This is a genomic window from Streptomyces sp. NPDC093568, assembly GCF_044764945.1.
Classification (GTDB): Bacteria; Actinomycetota; Actinomycetes; order Streptomycetales; family Streptomycetaceae; genus Streptomyces.
On the sequence record NZ_JBIWJD010000004.1, the window covers coordinates 238,155 to 255,218 of the forward strand.

Annotated in this window: 17 protein-coding genes; 7 read left to right on the forward strand and 10 right to left on the reverse strand. The window is 71.0% G+C overall.

Features of this window, described 5'->3' with window-relative positions:
- Window positions 1-3: 3 nt before the first annotated feature.
- The 3 genes from ACIRD7_RS18540 to ACIRD7_RS18550 form a co-directional block, all read right to left on the reverse strand.
- The gene (locus tag ACIRD7_RS18540) at window positions 4-1,824 is read right to left on the reverse strand and encodes a glycosyl hydrolase family 18 protein (protein WP_403454275.1); all 1,821 of its coding nucleotides are present in this window, start codon (window positions 1,822-1,824) and stop codon (window positions 4-6) included.
- Between the two features lie 135 nt (window positions 1,825-1,959).
- On the reverse strand, window positions 1,960-2,601 hold the full coding sequence (locus tag ACIRD7_RS18545; protein WP_403454278.1) for a response regulator: 642 nt from the start codon (window positions 2,599-2,601) through the stop codon (window positions 1,960-1,962).
- Window positions 2,598-3,776, reverse strand: coding sequence for a sensor histidine kinase (locus tag ACIRD7_RS18550; RefSeq protein ID WP_403454280.1), 1,179 nt, complete (start codon window positions 3,774-3,776; stop codon window positions 2,598-2,600). The genes ACIRD7_RS18545 and ACIRD7_RS18550 overlap by 4 nt, the downstream gene beginning before the upstream one ends.
- A gap of 152 nt (window positions 3,777-3,928) precedes the next feature.
- On the opposite strand from ACIRD7_RS18550, the gene ACIRD7_RS18555 reads away from it, so the two are divergent.
- Entirely contained in the window at window positions 3,929-4,519 is a 591-nt protein-coding gene (locus tag ACIRD7_RS18555) for a hypothetical protein (RefSeq protein ID WP_403454282.1), read from the forward strand.
- 4 nt (window positions 4,520-4,523) lie between these two features.
- Here the strand turns inward: ACIRD7_RS18555 and ACIRD7_RS18560 are convergent, their stop codons facing one another.
- Genes ACIRD7_RS18560 through ACIRD7_RS18570 form a run of 3 tightly spaced genes read right to left on the reverse strand, consistent with a single transcriptional unit; the run spans window position 4,524 to window position 6,649 of the window.
- Window positions 4,524-5,096 carry a cob(I)yrinic acid a,c-diamide adenosyltransferase gene (locus tag ACIRD7_RS18560; protein WP_403454284.1) on the reverse strand — a complete coding sequence of 191 codons (573 nt, stop codon included), beginning with the start codon at window positions 5,094-5,096 and terminating at the stop codon, window positions 4,524-4,526.
- Window positions 5,097-5,109: 13 nt separating this feature from the next.
- A complete protein-coding gene (locus tag ACIRD7_RS18565) occupies window positions 5,110-5,859 on the reverse strand; it encodes an ABC transporter permease (protein ID WP_403454286.1) in 750 nt (249 codons plus the stop codon).
- Window positions 5,860-5,866: 7 nt separating this feature from the next.
- The gene (locus ACIRD7_RS18570) at window positions 5,867-6,649 is read right to left on the reverse strand and encodes an ABC transporter ATP-binding protein (protein ID WP_403454288.1); all 783 of its coding nucleotides are present in this window, start codon (window positions 6,647-6,649) and stop codon (window positions 5,867-5,869) included.
- Between the two features lie 80 nt (window positions 6,650-6,729).
- Here ACIRD7_RS18570 and ACIRD7_RS18575 point away from each other — a divergent pair, with 80 nt between their 5' ends.
- From ACIRD7_RS18575 to ACIRD7_RS18590, 4 genes are all read left to right on the forward strand, one after another.
- A complete protein-coding gene (locus ACIRD7_RS18575) occupies window positions 6,730-7,371 on the forward strand; it encodes a TetR/AcrR family transcriptional regulator (protein WP_403454290.1) in 642 nt (213 codons plus the stop codon).
- Window positions 7,372-7,507: 136 nt separating this feature from the next.
- Window positions 7,508-8,356 (forward strand): 3-hydroxyacyl-CoA dehydrogenase family protein, encoded by an 849-nt coding sequence (locus ACIRD7_RS18580; protein ID WP_403454293.1) that lies wholly within the window; start codon window positions 7,508-7,510, stop codon window positions 8,354-8,356.
- Window positions 8,357-8,563: 207 nt separating this feature from the next.
- Entirely contained in the window at window positions 8,564-8,887 is a 324-nt protein-coding gene (locus tag ACIRD7_RS18585) for an STAS domain-containing protein (protein WP_019760944.1), read from the forward strand.
- A gap of 258 nt (window positions 8,888-9,145) precedes the next feature.
- A complete protein-coding gene (locus tag ACIRD7_RS18590) occupies window positions 9,146-11,686 on the forward strand; it encodes an ATP-binding protein (protein WP_403454295.1) in 2,541 nt (846 codons plus the stop codon).
- Between the two features lie 80 nt (window positions 11,687-11,766).
- Here the strand turns inward: ACIRD7_RS18590 and nucS are convergent, their stop codons facing one another.
- On the reverse strand, window positions 11,767-12,438 hold the full coding sequence (gene nucS, locus ACIRD7_RS18595) for an endonuclease NucS (protein ID WP_403454297.1): 672 nt from the start codon (window positions 12,436-12,438) through the stop codon (window positions 11,767-11,769).
- 265 nt (window positions 12,439-12,703) lie between these two features.
- Between nucS and ACIRD7_RS18600 the strand changes: the two genes are divergently transcribed.
- Window positions 12,704-13,096 (forward strand): SCO5389 family protein, encoded by a 393-nt coding sequence (locus ACIRD7_RS18600; protein ID WP_383414831.1) that lies wholly within the window; start codon window positions 12,704-12,706, stop codon window positions 13,094-13,096.
- 102 nt (window positions 13,097-13,198) lie between these two features.
- Here ACIRD7_RS18600 and ACIRD7_RS18605 read toward each other — a convergent pair whose 3' ends face one another.
- Window positions 13,199-14,227 carry an LLM class flavin-dependent oxidoreductase gene (locus ACIRD7_RS18605; RefSeq protein ID WP_403454299.1) on the reverse strand — a complete coding sequence of 343 codons (1,029 nt, stop codon included), beginning with the start codon at window positions 14,225-14,227 and terminating at the stop codon, window positions 13,199-13,201.
- Between the two features lie 223 nt (window positions 14,228-14,450).
- Here ACIRD7_RS18605 and ACIRD7_RS18610 point away from each other — a divergent pair, with 223 nt between their 5' ends.
- A complete protein-coding gene (locus tag ACIRD7_RS18610; RefSeq protein WP_403454301.1) occupies window positions 14,451-14,783 on the forward strand; it encodes an ATP/GTP-binding protein in 333 nt (110 codons plus the stop codon).
- Window positions 14,784-14,835: 52 nt separating this feature from the next.
- Here ACIRD7_RS18610 and ACIRD7_RS18615 read toward each other — a convergent pair whose 3' ends face one another.
- On the reverse strand, window positions 14,836-15,711 hold the full coding sequence (locus ACIRD7_RS18615) for an ABC transporter permease subunit (protein ID WP_403454303.1): 876 nt from the start codon (window positions 15,709-15,711) through the stop codon (window positions 14,836-14,838).
- A complete protein-coding gene (locus ACIRD7_RS18620) occupies window positions 15,708-16,973 on the reverse strand; it encodes an ABC transporter ATP-binding protein (RefSeq protein ID WP_403454304.1) in 1,266 nt (421 codons plus the stop codon). Before ACIRD7_RS18620 ends, ACIRD7_RS18615 begins: the two co-directional genes overlap by 4 nt.
- Between the last annotated feature and the right edge of the window lie 91 nt (window positions 16,974-17,064).

The following is a 17,064-nucleotide window of genomic DNA, read 5'->3' on the forward strand; positions in this document are numbered from 1 at the left end:
CTGCTAGTTCAGGCCGTTGTTGATGGCGGTCACCAGCTCACCGCCGGTGGTGTCGCCGCTGAACTCCCAGAAGAACGCGCCGCCCAGGCCCTGGTTCTTGGCCCAGGACATCTTCCCGGCGATCGTCGACGGGGTGTCGTAGGACCACCAGTTGTTGCCGCAGTAGGCGTAGGCCGTTCCGGCGATGGTGCCGTTCGCCGGGCAGGAGTTCTTCAGGACCTTGTAGTCCTCGATGCCGGCCTCGTAGGTGCCGGGAGCAGCGCCGGTCGCCGTGCCGCCGGGGGCGGCCTGGGTGACGCCGGTCCAGCCGCGGCCGTAGAAGCCGATGCCGAGCAGCAGCTTCTTGGACGCCACGCCCTTGGACTTCAGCTTGGCGATGGCGTCGGCGGAGTTGAAGCCCGCCTGCGGGATACCGGCGTACGAGGTGAGCGGCGAGTGCGGCGCGGTCGGGCCCTGTGCGTTGAAGGCGCCGAAGTAGTCGTACGTCATCACGTTGTACCAGTCGAGGTACTGCGAGGCGCCGCCGTAGTCGGCCGCGTCGATCTTGCCGCCGGAGGAGCCGTCGGCGGTGATGGCCGCGGTGACCAGGTAGTTCGGGCCGAACTCCGTGCGCAGCGCGGACATCAGGTTCTTGAAGGCCGCGGGGCCGGAGGTGTCGCAGGTCAGGCCGCAGGCGTTGGGGTACTCCCAGTCGATGTCGATGCCGTCGAAGACGTCGGCCCAGCGCGGGTCCTCGACCACGGACTTGCAGGACTTGGCGAACGCGGCCGCGTTCTGCGCCGCCTGGCCGAAGCCGCCGGAGTAGGTCCAGCCGCCGAAGGAGTACAGCACCTTGATGTGCGGGTACTTGGCCTTCAGCTGACGCAGCTGGTTGAAGTTGCCGCGCAGCGGCTGGTCCCAGGTGTCGGCGGTGCCGCTGACGGACTGGTCGGCGATGTAGGCCTTGTCGTAGGCGGCGTAGGTGTCGTCGACGGTGCACTGACCGTTCTTGACGTTGCCGAACGCGTAGTTGATGTGGGTGATCTTCGAGGCGGAGCCCGACGTCACCAGGTTCTTGACGTGGTAGTTGCGGCCGTAGACGCCCCACTCGGTGAAGTAGCCGAGCTTGACCTTGTCACCCGTGGGCGGCTCCGTGGTGCCGCCGGTGGTGCGCACCGCGCGGGCGCCGCTGACCGGGCCCGTCTGGTCGGCGGTGTCGCGGGCCTGGACGGTGTAGGAGTAGTCGGTGCCGGCGGTCAGGCCGGTGTCCGAGTACGACGTCGTCGTGACGGTGGCGACCTTGGCGCCGTCGCGCAGGACGTCGTAGTTCTTGATGCCCTTGTCGTCGGTGGCGGCGCTCCAGGACAGCTTCACCGAGGTGTTGGTGATGTCGGAGGCGCTGGGGGTGCCGGGGGCGGAGGGAGCCGCGTCTCCCGGGACGGTTCCGCCGTCACAACTGCCGCCGTTGAGCTTGCAGTTGCTGGGGGAGCCGGAGCCGCTGCCGTTGAAGCCGAAGGAGACGGAGGCGCCGGGGGCGAGGGTGCCGTTCCAGGACTTGTTCTTGGCGGTCCAGTGGGTGCCGGATGAGGTGACATCGGCGTCCCAGGCGGAGGTGACGGAGGTGCCCGAGGGGAAGTCCCACTCCACGGTCCAGGAGCTCAGGGAGGTGGTGCCGGTGTTCTTCACCGTCCACTTGCCCTCGAAGCCGGAGCCCCAGTCCTGGGTCTTGGCGTAGGTGGCGGTGGCGGATGTCGCGGCTTCGGCCGGGCTCGCGAGGCCGACCAGGCCCGCCAGCGGAAGCAGCAGGGTCGCGAACCCCGCCACGGCTCTGTGTCTGAAGCGCATGCTGCGCCTCCTTGTTGGGGAGTCAGGGGGCATGACTGAGCCTCACGCCCACTCATGGTGCGGTGAGAATAGAAAGGTCTGGACCACAGGTCAATAGGTCTGGACCAGTTGACCTTTCGCCCCGGATGCGCCCCGCTAGATCCCCAACTCCTGCGCCAGTACGGCCGCTTGAACCCGGCTGCGCAGCTCAAGCTTCCCCAGCAACCGGCTGACGTGAGTCTTCACGGTCGCCTCGGCCATGCTCAGCCGGGCCGCGATGTCGGCGTTGGACAGGCCCTCGCCGAGACACGACAGCACCTCGCGCTCGCGCCGGGTGAGGCCGTCCAGGACGGACGGGTCGCCCACCGGCTCCCGCACCGGCTTCGCGGCGAACTCGGCGATCAGCCGCCGGGTGACCGCCGGGGCGATGAGGCCCTCGCCGCGCGCCACCGTACGGACCGCCGCCAGGAGGTCCTTGGCCTCGGTGTTCTTCAGCAGGAACCCGGACGCGCCGGCCCGCAGTGCCCCGAAGACGTACTCGTCGAGGTCGAAGGTGGTCAGCACGAGCACGTCCGCCAGCCGCTCCCCGACGACCTCGCGGGTGGCCGACACCCCGTCCAGCCGCGGCATCTGCACGTCCATCAGGACGAGGTCCGGCCGCAGCTCCCGGGCCAGCCGCACCGCCTGCTCCCCGTCCGCCGCCTCGCCGACCACCTCGATGTCGGGCGCGCTGCGCAGGATGAGGACGAGCCCGGCGCGCACGGCGGACTGGTCCTCGGCGACGAGCACACGGATCATGCGGGGTCTCCTTCGGTCAGCGGAAGGCCGGCGCGTACCACCCACATCTTGCCGTCGGCGGAGTCCTCGGGTCCGGCCTCGAACTCGCCGCCCAGCAGCGCGACCCGCTCCCGCATCCCGACCAGACCGGCACCGGAGCCGGGCGCGCGTGGCCCGTCGCGGTCACCGAACGGGCTGGTCACGGTGACGGACAGACAGCCGTCGCGCTGCGCGAGGGCGACCGTGACCCGGCCGGGGGAGGCGTGCTTGAGGGCGTTGGTCAGGGACTCCTGGACGATGCGGTAGGCGGCGAGCTCGACGGGGGCGGGGACGCTGCCGGGCTCCGCATCGAGGTGCACGTCGAGGCCGTTGGTGCGGGCGCCCTCGGCCAGGGCGTCGAGGCCGTCGAGCGTCGGGGCGGCGACCGGCTCGGAGTCGCCGCCGGCGTCCCGCAGGATGCCGATGAGCCGGCGCATCTCGGCGAGCCCCTCGACGCTGTTCTCGCGGATGACCGACAGGGCCTCCTGGGAGGTCTTCGGATCGTTGATGGAGAGCGCGGCCGTGGAGTGGATGGCGATCGCGGAGAGATGGTTGGCGACCATGTCGTGCAGCTCGCGTGCCATGCGGGCGCGCTCCGCGGCGACGGCCTGGGAACGGTCCATCTCGGCCAGCAGCGCGGTCTGTTCGGCCCGCAGCCGGGCGGCCTCGGCGGCGTCCCGGTGGTTGCGCACGATCCAGCCGGTGCCCGCGGGCCCGTACGCCACGACGCCGACGACCACGCCGATCAGCAGCGCCTCCGGGACCCGCCACACCGCGAACGGCACCAGGGTCGCGGCCACCGTGAGCAGGCCGGTGATCCACTGGATGCGGCGGGCCGAGGGGAGCGGGCCGTACAGCACGGCCGCGTAGACGATGTCGGTGAACATCAGGACCGTGGCCAGGTTGCCCTGGGTGAAGACGTCCGCGCAGATCGCGACCGTGCCGATCAGCAGGGCCGTGCGCGGGGCCGCCCGGCGCATCAGCTCGCAGCCGGCCATCACGACGAGCGGCAGCAGGATCGGCCAGGGGCCGTCGAAGAGTGTGATGGGGTCGCGGGAGGGCCGCGTGGCCAGACCGATGCCCACCAGCAGCAGGCCGCCGAGCAGCCCGCCGACGGCGATGTACACGTCGAAGCGGTGCGGGCGGGGAAGGACCATGAGCCCATCCAACACGGTGTGCGCCGCGCGGGCGTGCTTCCGGGGAACGGTCCTGGACTGCATCTTTCGATGTACCGCCAGTTCGTCAGCGCCGACGACGAAAGCGGCCGGTCCCGCCGGGAGCCTGGAAGGGTGACCGAAGGGAGCATGTTGTGATCGTCGCCCTCATCATCGCCTGCGAGGTCGGCTTCTGGGTGCTGCTGGCGCTGGGCCTGGCCGTCCGCTATCTGCTGAAGTGGCGCCGTACGAGCGTGGTGCTGCTGCTGTGCGAGCCGCTGCTGGAGCTGGTGCTCTTCGTGGCGACGGCGGTGGACCTGAAGAACGGCGCCGAGCCCGGCTGGGAGCACGGCCTGGCCGCGGTCTACATCGGCTACACCGTGGCGTACGGCCACTACACGATCCGCTGGCTGGACGGCCACGCCGCGCACCGCCTGGGCGGCGCCCCGCGCCCGCCCAAGCCGCCGCAGTACGGCATGGCACGGGCCCGGCACGAGGGAGGCCTGTGGCTTCGTACGGTGCTCGCGGCAGCCGTGGCCTGTGCGCTTCTCCAGGGCGCCGTCTGGTACGTCGGGGACGGCGACACCTCGTCCCTGCGGTCGTTCCAGTGGGTGGCGCTGCGCGCCGCGGGCATCCACGGCCTGGTCGCGCTGGCGTACTTCATCTGGCCGAAGCGGCCGAAGGGCGAGCCCGAGCCCGCCGACCGCTTCGCCGCGCCCGCGTCGAAGGAACAGGCCCGTCGTTGAGCTGCTAGCGCTCTCCGCCCGGCACCCACAGCACGTCCCCGACCTCCTTGTTCGCGATCCTCGCCAGGATGAACAGGAGGTCGGACAGGCGGTTGAGGTAGGTCGCCGTCAGGGGGTTCATCGTCTCGCCGTGGGCTTCCAGCGCCGACCAGGTCGAGCGCTCCGCCCGGCGTACGACCGTGCAGGCCTGGTGGAGGAGGGCCGCGCCGGTGGTGCCGCCGGGCAGGATGAAGGAGCGCAGCTTCTCCAGCTGTTCGTTGAAGCGGTCGCAGTCCGCCTCCAGCTTGTCGATGTAGAACTGCTCGACGCGCAGCGGCGGGAACTCCGGGTTCTCCACCACCGGCGTCGACAGGTCCGCACCCACGTCGAACAGGTCGTTCTGCACCCGGGTGAGGACCTTGACGACCTCCTCCTCAAGCCCGCCCAGCGCGATCGCCGTGCCGATCACCGCGTTCGCCTCGTTGGCGTCGGCGTACGCCGAGATCCGCAGATCGGTCTTGGCGACCCGGCTCATGTCGCCGAGGGCGGTCGTGCCCTGGTCGCCGGTCCTGGTGTAGATGCGCGTCAGATTGACCATGTCGCCAGCGTAGTTACGCTCCGGCGGTTCGGAACACGCGTGTGCCGACCGTCACGGCCAGTGTCGCGAAGGCGACGGCCACCAGGCCGCCGTACAGCATGTGCGCGGTCGTGTACGAGCCGACGTACGCGTCCCGCACCGCGTCCACCAGATAGCGGAACGGGACGAAGTGGGACAGCACGTCCAGCCACGCCGGTCCCAGTGTCATCGGGAGCATCAGGCCCGACAGCAGCATCATCGGCATCGTCATGGCGTTCACCGCCGGGCCGAACTCCTGCGGGGTGCGCACCTTCATCGCGAGGGCGTACGAGAGCGAGGCCAGCGACACCGTCAGCAGCGCGACGAACGCGAAGCCGATCAGCACGCCGGGCAGCGGCGCCCGGAGCCCCATCACCAGCGCCGCCAGCACCAGCAGCACCGCCTGGAAGACGAACAGCGTGGCGTCGCGCAGCACCCGGCCCAGCAGCAGGGCGAGCCGGCTGACCGGCGTCACCCGCATCCGCTCCACCACCCCCTGACCCTGCTCGATGATGATCGAGAAGCCCGCGAACGACGCCCCGAACAAGCCGAGTTGAAGCAGCAGCCCGGGGACGAGCACCTGCCAGGAGCTGCCCCTTCCGCCCAGCGGCAGATCCGTCAGCAGCGGGCCGAAGAACAGCAGATACAGCAGCGGCATCAGCACGCCGAAGAGCAGGGCGAAGCGCGAGCGCAGGGACTGGCGGGCGTAACGGCCGTAGACGAGGGCCGTGTCCTTCAGAAGCATGGGTTTCCTATACGACGAGGGGGGCGGCGTCGGCCGGGACGGGGCCGCGGCCGGTGATGGCGAGGAACGTGTCCTGGAGGCTCGCGTCGATCGAGCCGCCGTACCGCAGCTTCAGGGCGCTCGGGGTGCCCTCCGCGACGACCACGCCCTTGTCGACGACCACCAGGCGGTCGGCGAGGGCGTCGGCCTCGTCCAGGTAGTGCGTGGTGAGGAAGACCGTCGTGCCGTGCTCGTCGCGCAGGCGCCGGATCAGGTCCCACAGGTCGGCCCGGCTGCCGGGGTCGAGTCCCGTCGTCGGCTCGTCGAGGAACAGCACCTTCGGGCGGTGCGTGAGCGCCATCGCGATGTCGAGCCTGCGCCGCTGTCCGCCGGACAGGGCGCCGGCCTTGCGGTCGAGGAGGTCGGTCAGGCCCAGCTCGCGGGCCAACTCCCCGGCGCGGGCGGTCGCCTGCGCCTTCGTCAGGCGGTACAGGCGGCCCTGGGTGACCAGCTCCTCCCGAACGGTGATCTGCGGGTCGATCCCGCCCGACTGCGCCACGTATCCGCACGCCCGGCGCACCCCCGCGGGGTCGGTCGCGAGATCGTGGCCCGCCACGGTGGCCGCGCCTCCGGTGGGCGACAGCAGGGTCGTCAGCATGCGCAGGGTCGTCGTCTTGCCGGCCCCGTTGGGGCCCAGGAAGCCGAGGATCTCGCCCTCGTGGACGGTCAGGTCGACAGCGCGCACGGCCTCCACAGGGCCGAGCTTGGTCTGGAAGGTACGGGCCAGTCCGGCCGTACTGATGATGGGCATGACCACAGAAAAACAGAGTCTCTTAAATTTTGCAATGACCCCAAAATTTAAGGGAGCCCACTGAAGTTAGGATGAGGACCATGGCGGAAGGGCTCAGGGAGCGGAAGAAGCGCGAGACGAGGCAGCGGATCTCGGACATCGCCACCGGGCTGTTCCTGGAGCACGGCTTCGTCACGGTGACCATCGCGGAGGTCGCGGAGGCCGCCGACGTCTCCGTGAACACCGTCTACAACTACTTCCCGGCGAAGGAGGACCTCTTCTTCGACCGCTCCGCCGGCGTCGTCGAACAGCTCTCCCGCTGGGTGCGCGGCCGGGAGAAGGGGGAGTCGGCCGCCCGTGCCGTGCTGCGCGAGCTGCGCGCCGAGGTCGAGGCGGTCTCCCCCCGGCTCGGGCTGATGGAGGGCTACGACCGCTTCATGCGCTGCATCCACGAGGCGCCGCCGCTGCGCTCGCGGCTGTGGAGCCTGCAGCAGGAGATCCACGACCACCTGGAGGCGACCCTGCGCGAGGAGGCCGGCGCGAGAGCCGCCGACCCACTGCCGGGGCTGATCGCCGGTCAGATCACCTGGATCCACCAGACGGTGTTCGTCCACATCGGGCGCGAGATGGTCGCCGGGCGAAATCCGGGCAAAGTGTCACGTGAGGTGCTGGTGCTTCTCGACGACATCGAGGAGCTGTTGAGCGAGAAGGTGCTCAACTACGCCGTCCGAGCCGCGCAATGACCCGTGCCGGTGTGATGTCCGTCAGATGAGACGTGACTCGCGTTACTAACCGGTCACACAGTGCCTCACTCCCGCTAAGGTCCGCCGAAGAGCAACGTAAACAGGGTGTAAGGCGTTTCAAAGGGGAGTCGCAACAGTGGCACGGAAGCTTGCCGTCATCGGCGCCGGCTTGATGGGTTCCGGGATCGCCCAGGTCTCCGCTCAGGCGGGCTGGGACGTCGTCCTGCGGGACGTCACCGACGAGGCGCTCACGCGTGGCACCGACGGCATCAAGGCGTCGTACGACAAGTTCGTCAGCAAGGGCAAGCTGGAGGCGCACGACGCCGACGCCGCCCTCGCCCGGATCACCGCGACCACCGACCTGGACGCCGCCGCCGACGCGGACGTCGTGGTCGAGGCCGTCTTCGAGAAGCTCGAGGTCAAGCACGAGATCTTCCGTGCGCTCGACAAGATCGTGCGCCCGGAGGCGGTGCTCGCCTCCAACACCTCCGCCATCCCGATCACCAAGATCGCGGCGGCCACCGAGCACCCGGAGCGGGTCGTCGGCGTGCACTTCTTCTCGCCGGTGCCGATGATGCAGCTCGTCGAGCTGGTCCGCGGCTACAAGACGAGCGACGAAACCCTCGCCACCGCGCGGGAGTTCGCCGAGTCCGTCGGCAAGACCTGCATCGTCGTCAACCGGGACGTGGCCGGCTTCGTCACCACCCGCCTCATCTCGGCGCTGGTCGTCGAGGCCACCAAGCTCTACGAGTCGGGCGTCGCCACGGCCGAGGACATCGACCTCGCCTGCAAGCTGGGCTTCGGTCACGCCATGGGCCCGCTCGCCACGGCGGACCTCACCGGCGTCGACATCCTGCTGCACGCCACGGGCAACATCTACACCGAGTCCCAGGACGAGAAGTTCGCCCCGCCGGAGCTGATGCGCCGGATGGTGGACGCGGGTGACATCGGTCGCAAGAGCGGGCAAGGCTTTTACAGCTACTGAGGTTTCGTAGACCACCGCACAGCCCCTCCAGGTGTCACGCGATGGGGTGAATTCGGTATCGGTTCGCTTACAGACGGCAACCTCTGACCGCTCAACGCAGTCAGAGGTTGCATCACCGGCCACAGCGAAGACTCATAGCCAACACAGACACAGGCCCATACGCAGACAACACACCGCGGAGCACGAACGCACGCTTGGGGAGCGCATATGCACATCAGGGGCGACCACGCCGAGCTGGTCGTCGGGGGCCGCCTCGACGTGCGCAGCGCGGCGGACGCCCGTACGGTCCTGCACTCGGCCGTCGACGACGGCGTCGGCGACCTGGTGCTGGACCTGTCCGAGCTGGAGTTCTGGGACGCCACCGGACTCGGGGTGATCATGGGGGCCCATCGGCGGGCCGGCCGCTGCGGCCGGCGCCTGGTGCTGCGCGGCGTGCCGCCGCAGATGCAGCGGCTGCTGGTGGCCACCCGGCTGCACCGGATCCTGGCGATCGAGGGCGGCATCGGGGTGGAGTCACTGCCGCGGGTGTGACACCCGGGAACGGGTGGGGCGTGACAGCCGGGCGTTCCGGCTGCGAAGCGCACGTCACGCACAATCCTCACGAGACTGTGATGTCTCGGGCGGCGCGGTACCCCGACCTGTCGTAGATACTGTGCGAAGGTTTAGGGTTCGGCTGCCCGCTGCCTAGACAAACCCCTTCGAGCGGGCCCGGACCAGAAGCGACAGCGCGGTGTGCAAAGGCCGGGAGGGGCCGCAAACAGCACACGACGCTTTTGGGGGGCTTGACCTATGGACCCGAACAACCGGGGACCCGAGGAGTACGGCCTTGACGCTGACGCCCAGTCGTCGCGCCAGCGCCCGCCCAGGGATCCCCTCACACCCGACTTCGGACAGCACGCGCCCGCACTCGCCCGCACGGTGCAACTGGTCTCGGGCGACTTCCTGCTCACCGTCAACCCCGTGGACGGCAGCGAGATCGAGGTCTGCCCGCCCGCGGAGCGGCCCGCACGTCCCGAGAAGCTGACCCCGGCCGAACGCGCGGAGATCGACCGCGCCGCCAAGCCGCCGGTCCCGCCCGGGCCGACCCGGCCCGCGGAGCCGCTCCTGGCCCGCCAGGAGGAGCGCGAACAGCTGGTACGGATGCTCGCCCGCGGCCGTTCCGTGCGCCTGGTCGGCCCCCGGGGTGCCGGCCGCACCAGCCTGCTCGACCTCGTCGCCGACGACTGCGGGGACCTCGCGCCCGACGGCGTCGTGCGCCTCACCGGCTTCCGCCGCACTCCCGCGGATCTGCTGTACGAACTTTTCCGGTCCGTCTACAGCGCGCCCCTGTACCGCCCGGACCAGGACGAGCTGCTCTCCTGCGTGCGTGAGATCGGCGCGGTCGTCGTCCTGGACGACATCGAGTTCGGCGGCGCCGCGCTCGACGAGCTGCTGGACGCGACACCCGAGTGCGCCTTCCTGCTCGGTGCCACGCCCGAGGTGCCCGCGCCGTCCGCCGAGTCCGGCGTCGAGGACGTCGCCCTCGGCGGCCTCGACCGCGCCGCGAGCACCGACCTCCTGGAACGCGGGATCGGCCGGGTCCTCACCGAGGACGAGGCGAACTGGGCGGGCGACCTGTGGTTCGAGTCGGAGGGCCTGCCGCTCAGGTTCGTCCAGGCCGGGGCGCTGCTGCGGCAGCGGGACCGGCTGCGGGCCGGAGCGGACGCCGTCGACGAGTACGGCGTCTTCGAGGACGCCCCGCCGTCCGACGCGCCCCTCGACGCGTCGTACGGCCCCGAGGACGGCGGCGTGGAGACGCCCCTGCCGTCGCTCGGTGAGGCGGCCGCACCGGCGCGGCTGCTCGCCTCACGGCTCAGCGCCTCCGCGCGCGCCACGCTGAGGTTCGCCGTCGCGCTCGGCGGCGAGGTGCCGCACCAGGCACATCTGCCCGCGCTGGTCGGAGACACCCACGCGGACGCCGCGCTGGGCGAGCTGGCCGACTGCGGGCTGGTCTCGCCGGTCGGCTCCCGCTACCGGCTCGCCGCCGGGGTGCAGGTCCAGCTGGAGGCGGCCGGATACGCCGAGGAGGCCGAGGAGAACGCCCTCACCGCCGCCCGGCACTACGCCTGGTGGGCCGGGCACCCCTCCGTCACACCGGAGCGCGTGTCCGCCGAGGCCGACGCCGTGCTGGCCGCGCTGAGCGTGCTGGTGCCGGGTACGACACCGTCCGCCGAGGACGAGACGAGCCCGACCGTGGAGCTGGCCCGCACGGCGGCGCCCGCGTTCGCGGCGGGGCTGCACTGGGGGGCCTGGGAGCGGGCGCTGCGAGCGGGCGCCGAGGCCGCGCGCCTCGCCGGTGACGTATCCGAACAGGCCTATTTCCACCACGAGTTGGGCGTCCTCGCGCTCTGCGTCGGCCAGCTCGACCGGGCCCGCGCCGAGTTGGAGACCTCGATCGGGCTGCGCGGCGCCCTCGCCGACAAGCGCGGTACCGTCGCCGGCCGCCGGGCCCTCGCGCTGGTCTCGGACCGGGCCGGTACGACACCGGGACTGGCCGCCTTCGCCGCCACGGCGGGGGAGGAGGTGCCGGACGCGCGGTACGAGGAGTCGCAGTCGCCGCCGGGCGGGGTGCCCGCCGTGTTCCCGCCTGCCGGGGACGCGACGACACTGGTCACCCATCAGGCGTCGGCGCCCTCCGGGGTGTCGCACAAGGGCCGCGGCGGCGTCCGAAACTTCGCGCGCCGCAACCTCGTCGCGGCCGGCGCGGGCGCGCTGCTCGTGGCGGTGCTCGGCACGGTCGTGACGCTCGGGGCCACCTCCGACAACGACCCGGGCGCCCCGGCCAACCAGGTCGGCGTCAACCCGTCCGCCAGTCAGGGCCCCGGCGACGACAGCCTGGGCGCGGACAAGGTGGAGGGCGACGACGGCGAGACCTCCGGCGACACCGGTACGGCGACCAGCCGGCCGACGGACCCCGGCCCCGACGGCACCCTCGGCACATCGGACGACCCGACCCCGTCGGACGACCCTACGGACCCGTCGGACGACCCGAGCGGGACGAAGGGGCCGGGCGGCACCACGAACCCGCCGACGAAGCCGCCGACTTCGACGAGGCCGCCGACTTCGAGGCCTCCGACGTCCGAACCGCCGACGTCCGAGCCTCCGACGTCCGAACCGCCCACCAGTGAACCGCCGACGTCCGAGCCGCCGACCAGCGAGCCGCCGCCCACGTCACCGTCGTCGTCCGACTCGGCCAGCGGGCCAGCTTCCAGCGCTCCCGCGAGCACGTCCGCCAGCGCGCCGCAGACGAGTGAGGCAGGCTCGCCGAGCGGCTCTGACGCCGTGATGTGACGCCTTTGATCAAGACAAGAGGGCCGGGTCCGTCCAGCGGACCCGGCCCTCACCGTCGTAGAAAAAACCGACCGCCCCGGTCAGAACAGCCGCAGCTTGTCGTCCTCGATGCCCCGCATCGCGTCATAGTCCAGCACCTGGCACCCGATGCCCCGGTCCGTCGCGAGAACGCGTGCCTGGGGCTTGATCTCCTGGGCCGCGAAGATGCCGCGCACCGGCGCGAGATGGGGGTCGCGGTTCAGCAACTCCAGGTAGCGCGTGAGCTGTTCCACGCCGTCGATCTCGCCGCGGCGCTTGATCTCGACCGCGACCGTCTGACCCTCCGCGTCCCGGCACAGGATGTCGACGGGCCCGATGGCGGTCATGTACTCGCGGCGGATGAGCGTGTAACCCTCGCCCAGCGTCTCGATGCGGTCGGCGAGGAGTTCCTGGAGGTGCGCTTCCACGCCGTCCTTGATCAGACCGGGGTCCACACCCAGTTCGTGCGAGGAATCATGGAGGATCTCCTCCATCGTGATGATCAGCTTCTCGCCCGCTTTGTTGGTGACCGTCCAGACGTCCTGCTGCTCGCCGTCCCCCTCCTTCAGGGTGCAGGGCGGCGACATCCAGTTTAGGGGTTTGTAGGCCCGGTCGTCCGCGTGGATCGAGACGCTGCCGTCCGCCTTGACCAGGATCAGACGGGGCGCCGAGGGCAGATGGGCGGTGAGCCGGCCCGCGTAGTCGACGGAGCATCGGGCAATGACGAGACGCATGGTCGGCAACGCTACTCGACGGGCCGGTGTCGACGCGATTCGCCCCGGGGGAGTCCGTAAGACCCCGGACTGCCCCTGTTCACTTCTGGCCGATTGTGGGCCTAACGAGGCCTGCCCATGTACGCATTCTCCTGGTGCCGTCACCGTCTGTTGCCTACCGTATTAAACGGGAGGTCGCGAGGCGTGTACACAGCGTGTTCGGTATCGCGAACTCCCGCATCTGTCCGGCAACCCCCGCTGCTTCGGGGGTGCGAGAGGAGAACCCATGTCGCTCGACGTCTCACCGGCCCTACTCGAACAGGCCGAGCGAGGCGAGGTCGACGAAGCCGCCTTCGTCGACTGCGTCCGGACCTCCCTGCCCTACGCATGGGAGATGATCAGCTCCCTGGTGGCCCAGCTGAAGGTCGACGGCGGCTCGTTCGCCGACAACCAGACGCCCCCGCCGGACGAGCAGGCACGTGGCCAGCTGCTGCGTGCGCTTGCGAGTGACGCGATACGCGGCGCGCTGCAGCGGCACTTCGGGGTGCGACTGGCCTTCCAGAACTGCCACCGGGTGGCGGTGTTCCCGCTTGACTCCTCGGTCGACGAGACGCTGGCTCGCTTCACCTCGGTGCGCAACCAGCTGCTGAACCAGTCCCCGGAGCTCAGGGACTGCTGACGCAGTCAGCCGCTTGCTTGCCGCTCCGTACGCGGGAGGTGCGATCAGTACTGGGGCGGCAAGCCCCCTGGCGGTCCGGGCGGTTCGTACGCACGGGGCGATTCAGCCGAGCTGCGGAAGCACTTCGGCGCCCAGCCGTCGTACGTTCTCCTCGGTCGCCGCCAGGTCGCCCGAGCCCTCGACGAGCAGGGCGAAGCGGGAGATCCCGGTCCGTTCGCTGGTCGCCGCCAGGCGGTCGGCGCACAGCCGCGGCGTGCCCACCGGGTGCAGCCCGCAGAGCAGTTCGGTGTACGCCAGCGGGTCGCGCATCGCGCGATGGCGGCCGTCCACCGTCACATGGGCCTCCAGGCCCTGCCGCAGCCAGCCCGGCATGGCCTTCGTGAGCGTCTCGACCGCGTCCGTGCGCCGGTCCGCGATCTGGCAGACACCTGCCGACACATGGGCCGCGTCGAGGATCTCCTCGGCCGGACGCCCGGCCGCGCGCGCGTGCTCCCGCCACAGGGCGACCATCTCGGCCTTCTCCTCGTCGCCCACGTGCATCCCGAGCAGCATCGGCAGCCCGCGCTCGGCCGCGAGGCGCACGCTCCGGGGGGAGGTGCAGGCGACGACGACCTCGGGCCCCTCGGCGTCCGTGAGGCACTCCGACGGCCTTGGTACGACGGGGACTTCGCGGAAGCCGAACCGCTCCCCGCCGGCCGCGACCGACGGCTCGCGCAGCCAGCGCAGCAGCAGATCGAGTGATTCCGGGAACCCCTCCTCGTACGCCTTCAGACCCTGCCCGAACACCTCCAGGTCGACCCACGGCCCGCCGCGCCCCACACCCAGGGAGAACCGTCCGCCCGAGGTGATGTGCAGCAGCGCGGCCTGCTCGCCCAGGGCCACCGGGTGGGCGGTGGGCAGTACGCTGACCGCCGTGCCGACCCGCAGCCGGCTGGTGCGGCCGAGCAGTAGAGCGGCCAGGGTGATCGCGGACGGACAGGTGCCGTACGGCACGAAGTGGTGCTCGGCCAGCCAGACCGTGTCGAGCCCCGCTTCCTCGGCGACCTCGGCGGAGCGGACCGCGCGGTGCAGCGCCTCCCCGTCGCCCTGTCCCGGGAACCGGGCCGCCAACACGAAACTTCCTACGTGCATTGCTTTTTCCTGCTTCCTTGGCTCCGACGCGGAGCTCCCCCACCCGGCATAACCGTCTGACACGTGCCGAGGACACGGCTTGACGAAGAGATTTGCGGATTGTCGGGAGAATCGATCGTCGAAGCGAGGGACTTGTGGGGGTTGGTGCCGTACGACTACCCCTGTCCGTGCCGCGTAGGCTGGACATGACCCGTGCATCCTGTATAGCCCCGTGAGGTGTTCCGTGTCCCCGCGTCGCAACCGACCGAAGGACTCAAGCTCGTCCGGACAGGGCGGCGAGGCCGACCGGCCCGGCCGCTACGGCGGCTGGCAGTCCGCGGAGAACTGGCAGGGCGAGGACTGGAACGTACGGCATGTGGCGGGCGCGAGCGCGCAGGGCAAGGCGTACCGCTGCCCGGGCTGCGACCAGATGATCCCGGACGGCGTCCCGCACGTCGTCGCCTGGCCGGACCACGCGGGTGTCGACGACCGCCGCCACTGGCACAAGGCGTGCTGGAACGCGAAGGACCGCCGCACCACGCGGGTGCAGCGGTCCCGTAACGCGCCGAAGTTCTGAGAGCGCAGTCCCAGGGGGCGGAATCCCTGAGAGCGGAATTTCTGAGAGCGGACTACACGTCCCGCTGCTCCAGCAGCGCGTAGGCGCCGGCGAACGCGGCGGCCGTGATGCCGAGCATGATCCACAGGGGGTCCCAGCCGGCGGGGCCGGAGTCCTGGGTGAGGGACTGGGCGTAGAAGACGCTGAGCTGGTTCGGGATGGAGTACTCGAACAGGGCCTGCTGGAGGTCCTGCAGCGACTCCGAGAACATGAACAGCGCGATGACCAGCGGGGCCAGCACGACGCCGATCATGACCGTGATCGCGCCCGCCGAGTGCCGGATGATCGAGCCGACTACGAGCGAGAGCAGGCCGAGCAGCGCGATGTAGAGCGAGATGCCGACCGTGCCCTTCAGCCACTCGGAGCCGGTGGGCTCGCGCGCGCCCTCCAGCAGGGCCACGTCCATGAGGGCCACGAGGCCGGCGGACACCAGCGTCACCACGAACGCGACCACGAAGAACACGATCGCCTTCGCCGTCAGCACCCGGCCCCGGGTCGGGCACGCGGTCATCGTGGTGCGGATCATCCCGGTGCCGTACTCGGAGGCCGTCGTCAGCACGCCGAGGGTGATGATGCACATGCTGCCGAGCAGCAGCCCGAAGAAGCCGAGCGACAGCGGGCTCTCGCCGGCCAGGGCCTCGTCCGAGGAGTTGGAGGCGACCAGCGCGGCGGCCGCGAAACCGATGCCGACGACGAGGAGCACGAACACGCCGAGCGTCCACATCGTGGAGCGCACCGAGCGGATCTTCGTCCACTCCGAGGCGAGCGCGTGCCCGAGGTGCGTGCGCACCACCGGGATCGGCGAGGTGTAGGTCGGGTACGGGGAGCCGGGCGCCGCCTGCCAGTTCGGTGCGGCGGTCTGCGGCATCGGGGGCTGGGGCGTGCTCATCGGGCGTCCTTGGGCTCGGTCGGGGCGGCGGTGGCGGGCGGGGCGGCCGGCGCGGGCGGCTGCGCGGGGGTCTGCGGCCCCGGCGGGGCGGGCTGCGCGGGCGGCTGGGCCGGGGCCTGGCCCGGCTGAGGCGCCTGCGGGGCCGCCTGGGTGTACGGGTTGGGCGTCCCCGCACCGGGCGCCGCCGGGGAGCCGTACGGACCCGGCTGGCCCTGCGCGGTGAACGGCTGCCCGCCCTGCTGGGGCGGCGGCGGGGCGTACCAGCCCGGCTGGCCCTGACCCGGGACGGGCATCGGCGGCTGCGCGCCCGGCGGCAGCGGCTGCTGGAGCCCTTCCTTCTGGTCGATGGTGGAGCGGTAGTCGACCGCGCCCTGCGTCATCCGCATGTACGCCTCCTCCAGCGAGGCCTGGTGCGGCGACAGCTCCCACAGCCGTACGTCGGTGTCGTGCGCGATGTCACTGATGCGGGGGAGCGCCAGCCCGGTCACCCGCAGCGCGCCGTCCTGCTCGGGCAGCACATGGCCGCCGGCCTCGGTGAGGGCGCCGGCCAGCTTCTCGCGCAGCTGCGGCTCGGTGTCCGGGGTGCGGACCCGGGCGAAGCCGGCGGAGTTCGCCGCGATGAAGTCCTTGACGCTCATGTCGGCGAGCAGCTGGCCGCGGCCGATCACGATCAGGTGATCGGCGGTCAGCGCCATCTCGCTCATCAGGTGCGAGGAGACGAAGACGGTACGGCCCTCGGCCGCCAGCGACTTCATCAGGTTCCGCACCCAGAGGATGCCCTCGGGGTCGAGGCCGTTGACCGGCTCGTCGAACAGCAGCACCTGGGGGTCGCCGAGCAGCGCGGCGGCGATGCCGAGGCGCTGGCCCATGCCGAGGGAGAAGCCCTTGGAGCGCCGCCTGGCCACGTCCTGGAGGCCGACCACGCCCAGCACCTCGTCCACCCGGCGGGCGGGGATGCCGGAGAGCTGGGCGAGGCTCAGCAGATGGTTGCGGGCCGCGCGGCCGCCGTGCACCGCCTTGGCGTCCAGCAGGGCGCCGACCTGGCGGGGGGCGTTGGGCAGCTTGCGGTAGGGATAGCCGCCGATCGTGACATGCCCCGCGCTCGGGTTGTCCAGGCCGAGGATCATCCGCATCGTCGTCGACTTGCCCGAGCCGTTGGGGCCCAGGAAGCCGGTGACGGCGCCGGGCCGCACCTGGAAGGACAGGTTGTACACAGCGGTCTTGTCGCCGTAGCGCTTGGTCAGGCCGACTGCCTCGATCATGCTCCGCACCCATCGAAAGGTTCAGGACAGCGGGGCACACGCCCCCCGTAAGGGTTAGGAGGATACCGAGGCGCTGACGGTTCCACTCAAG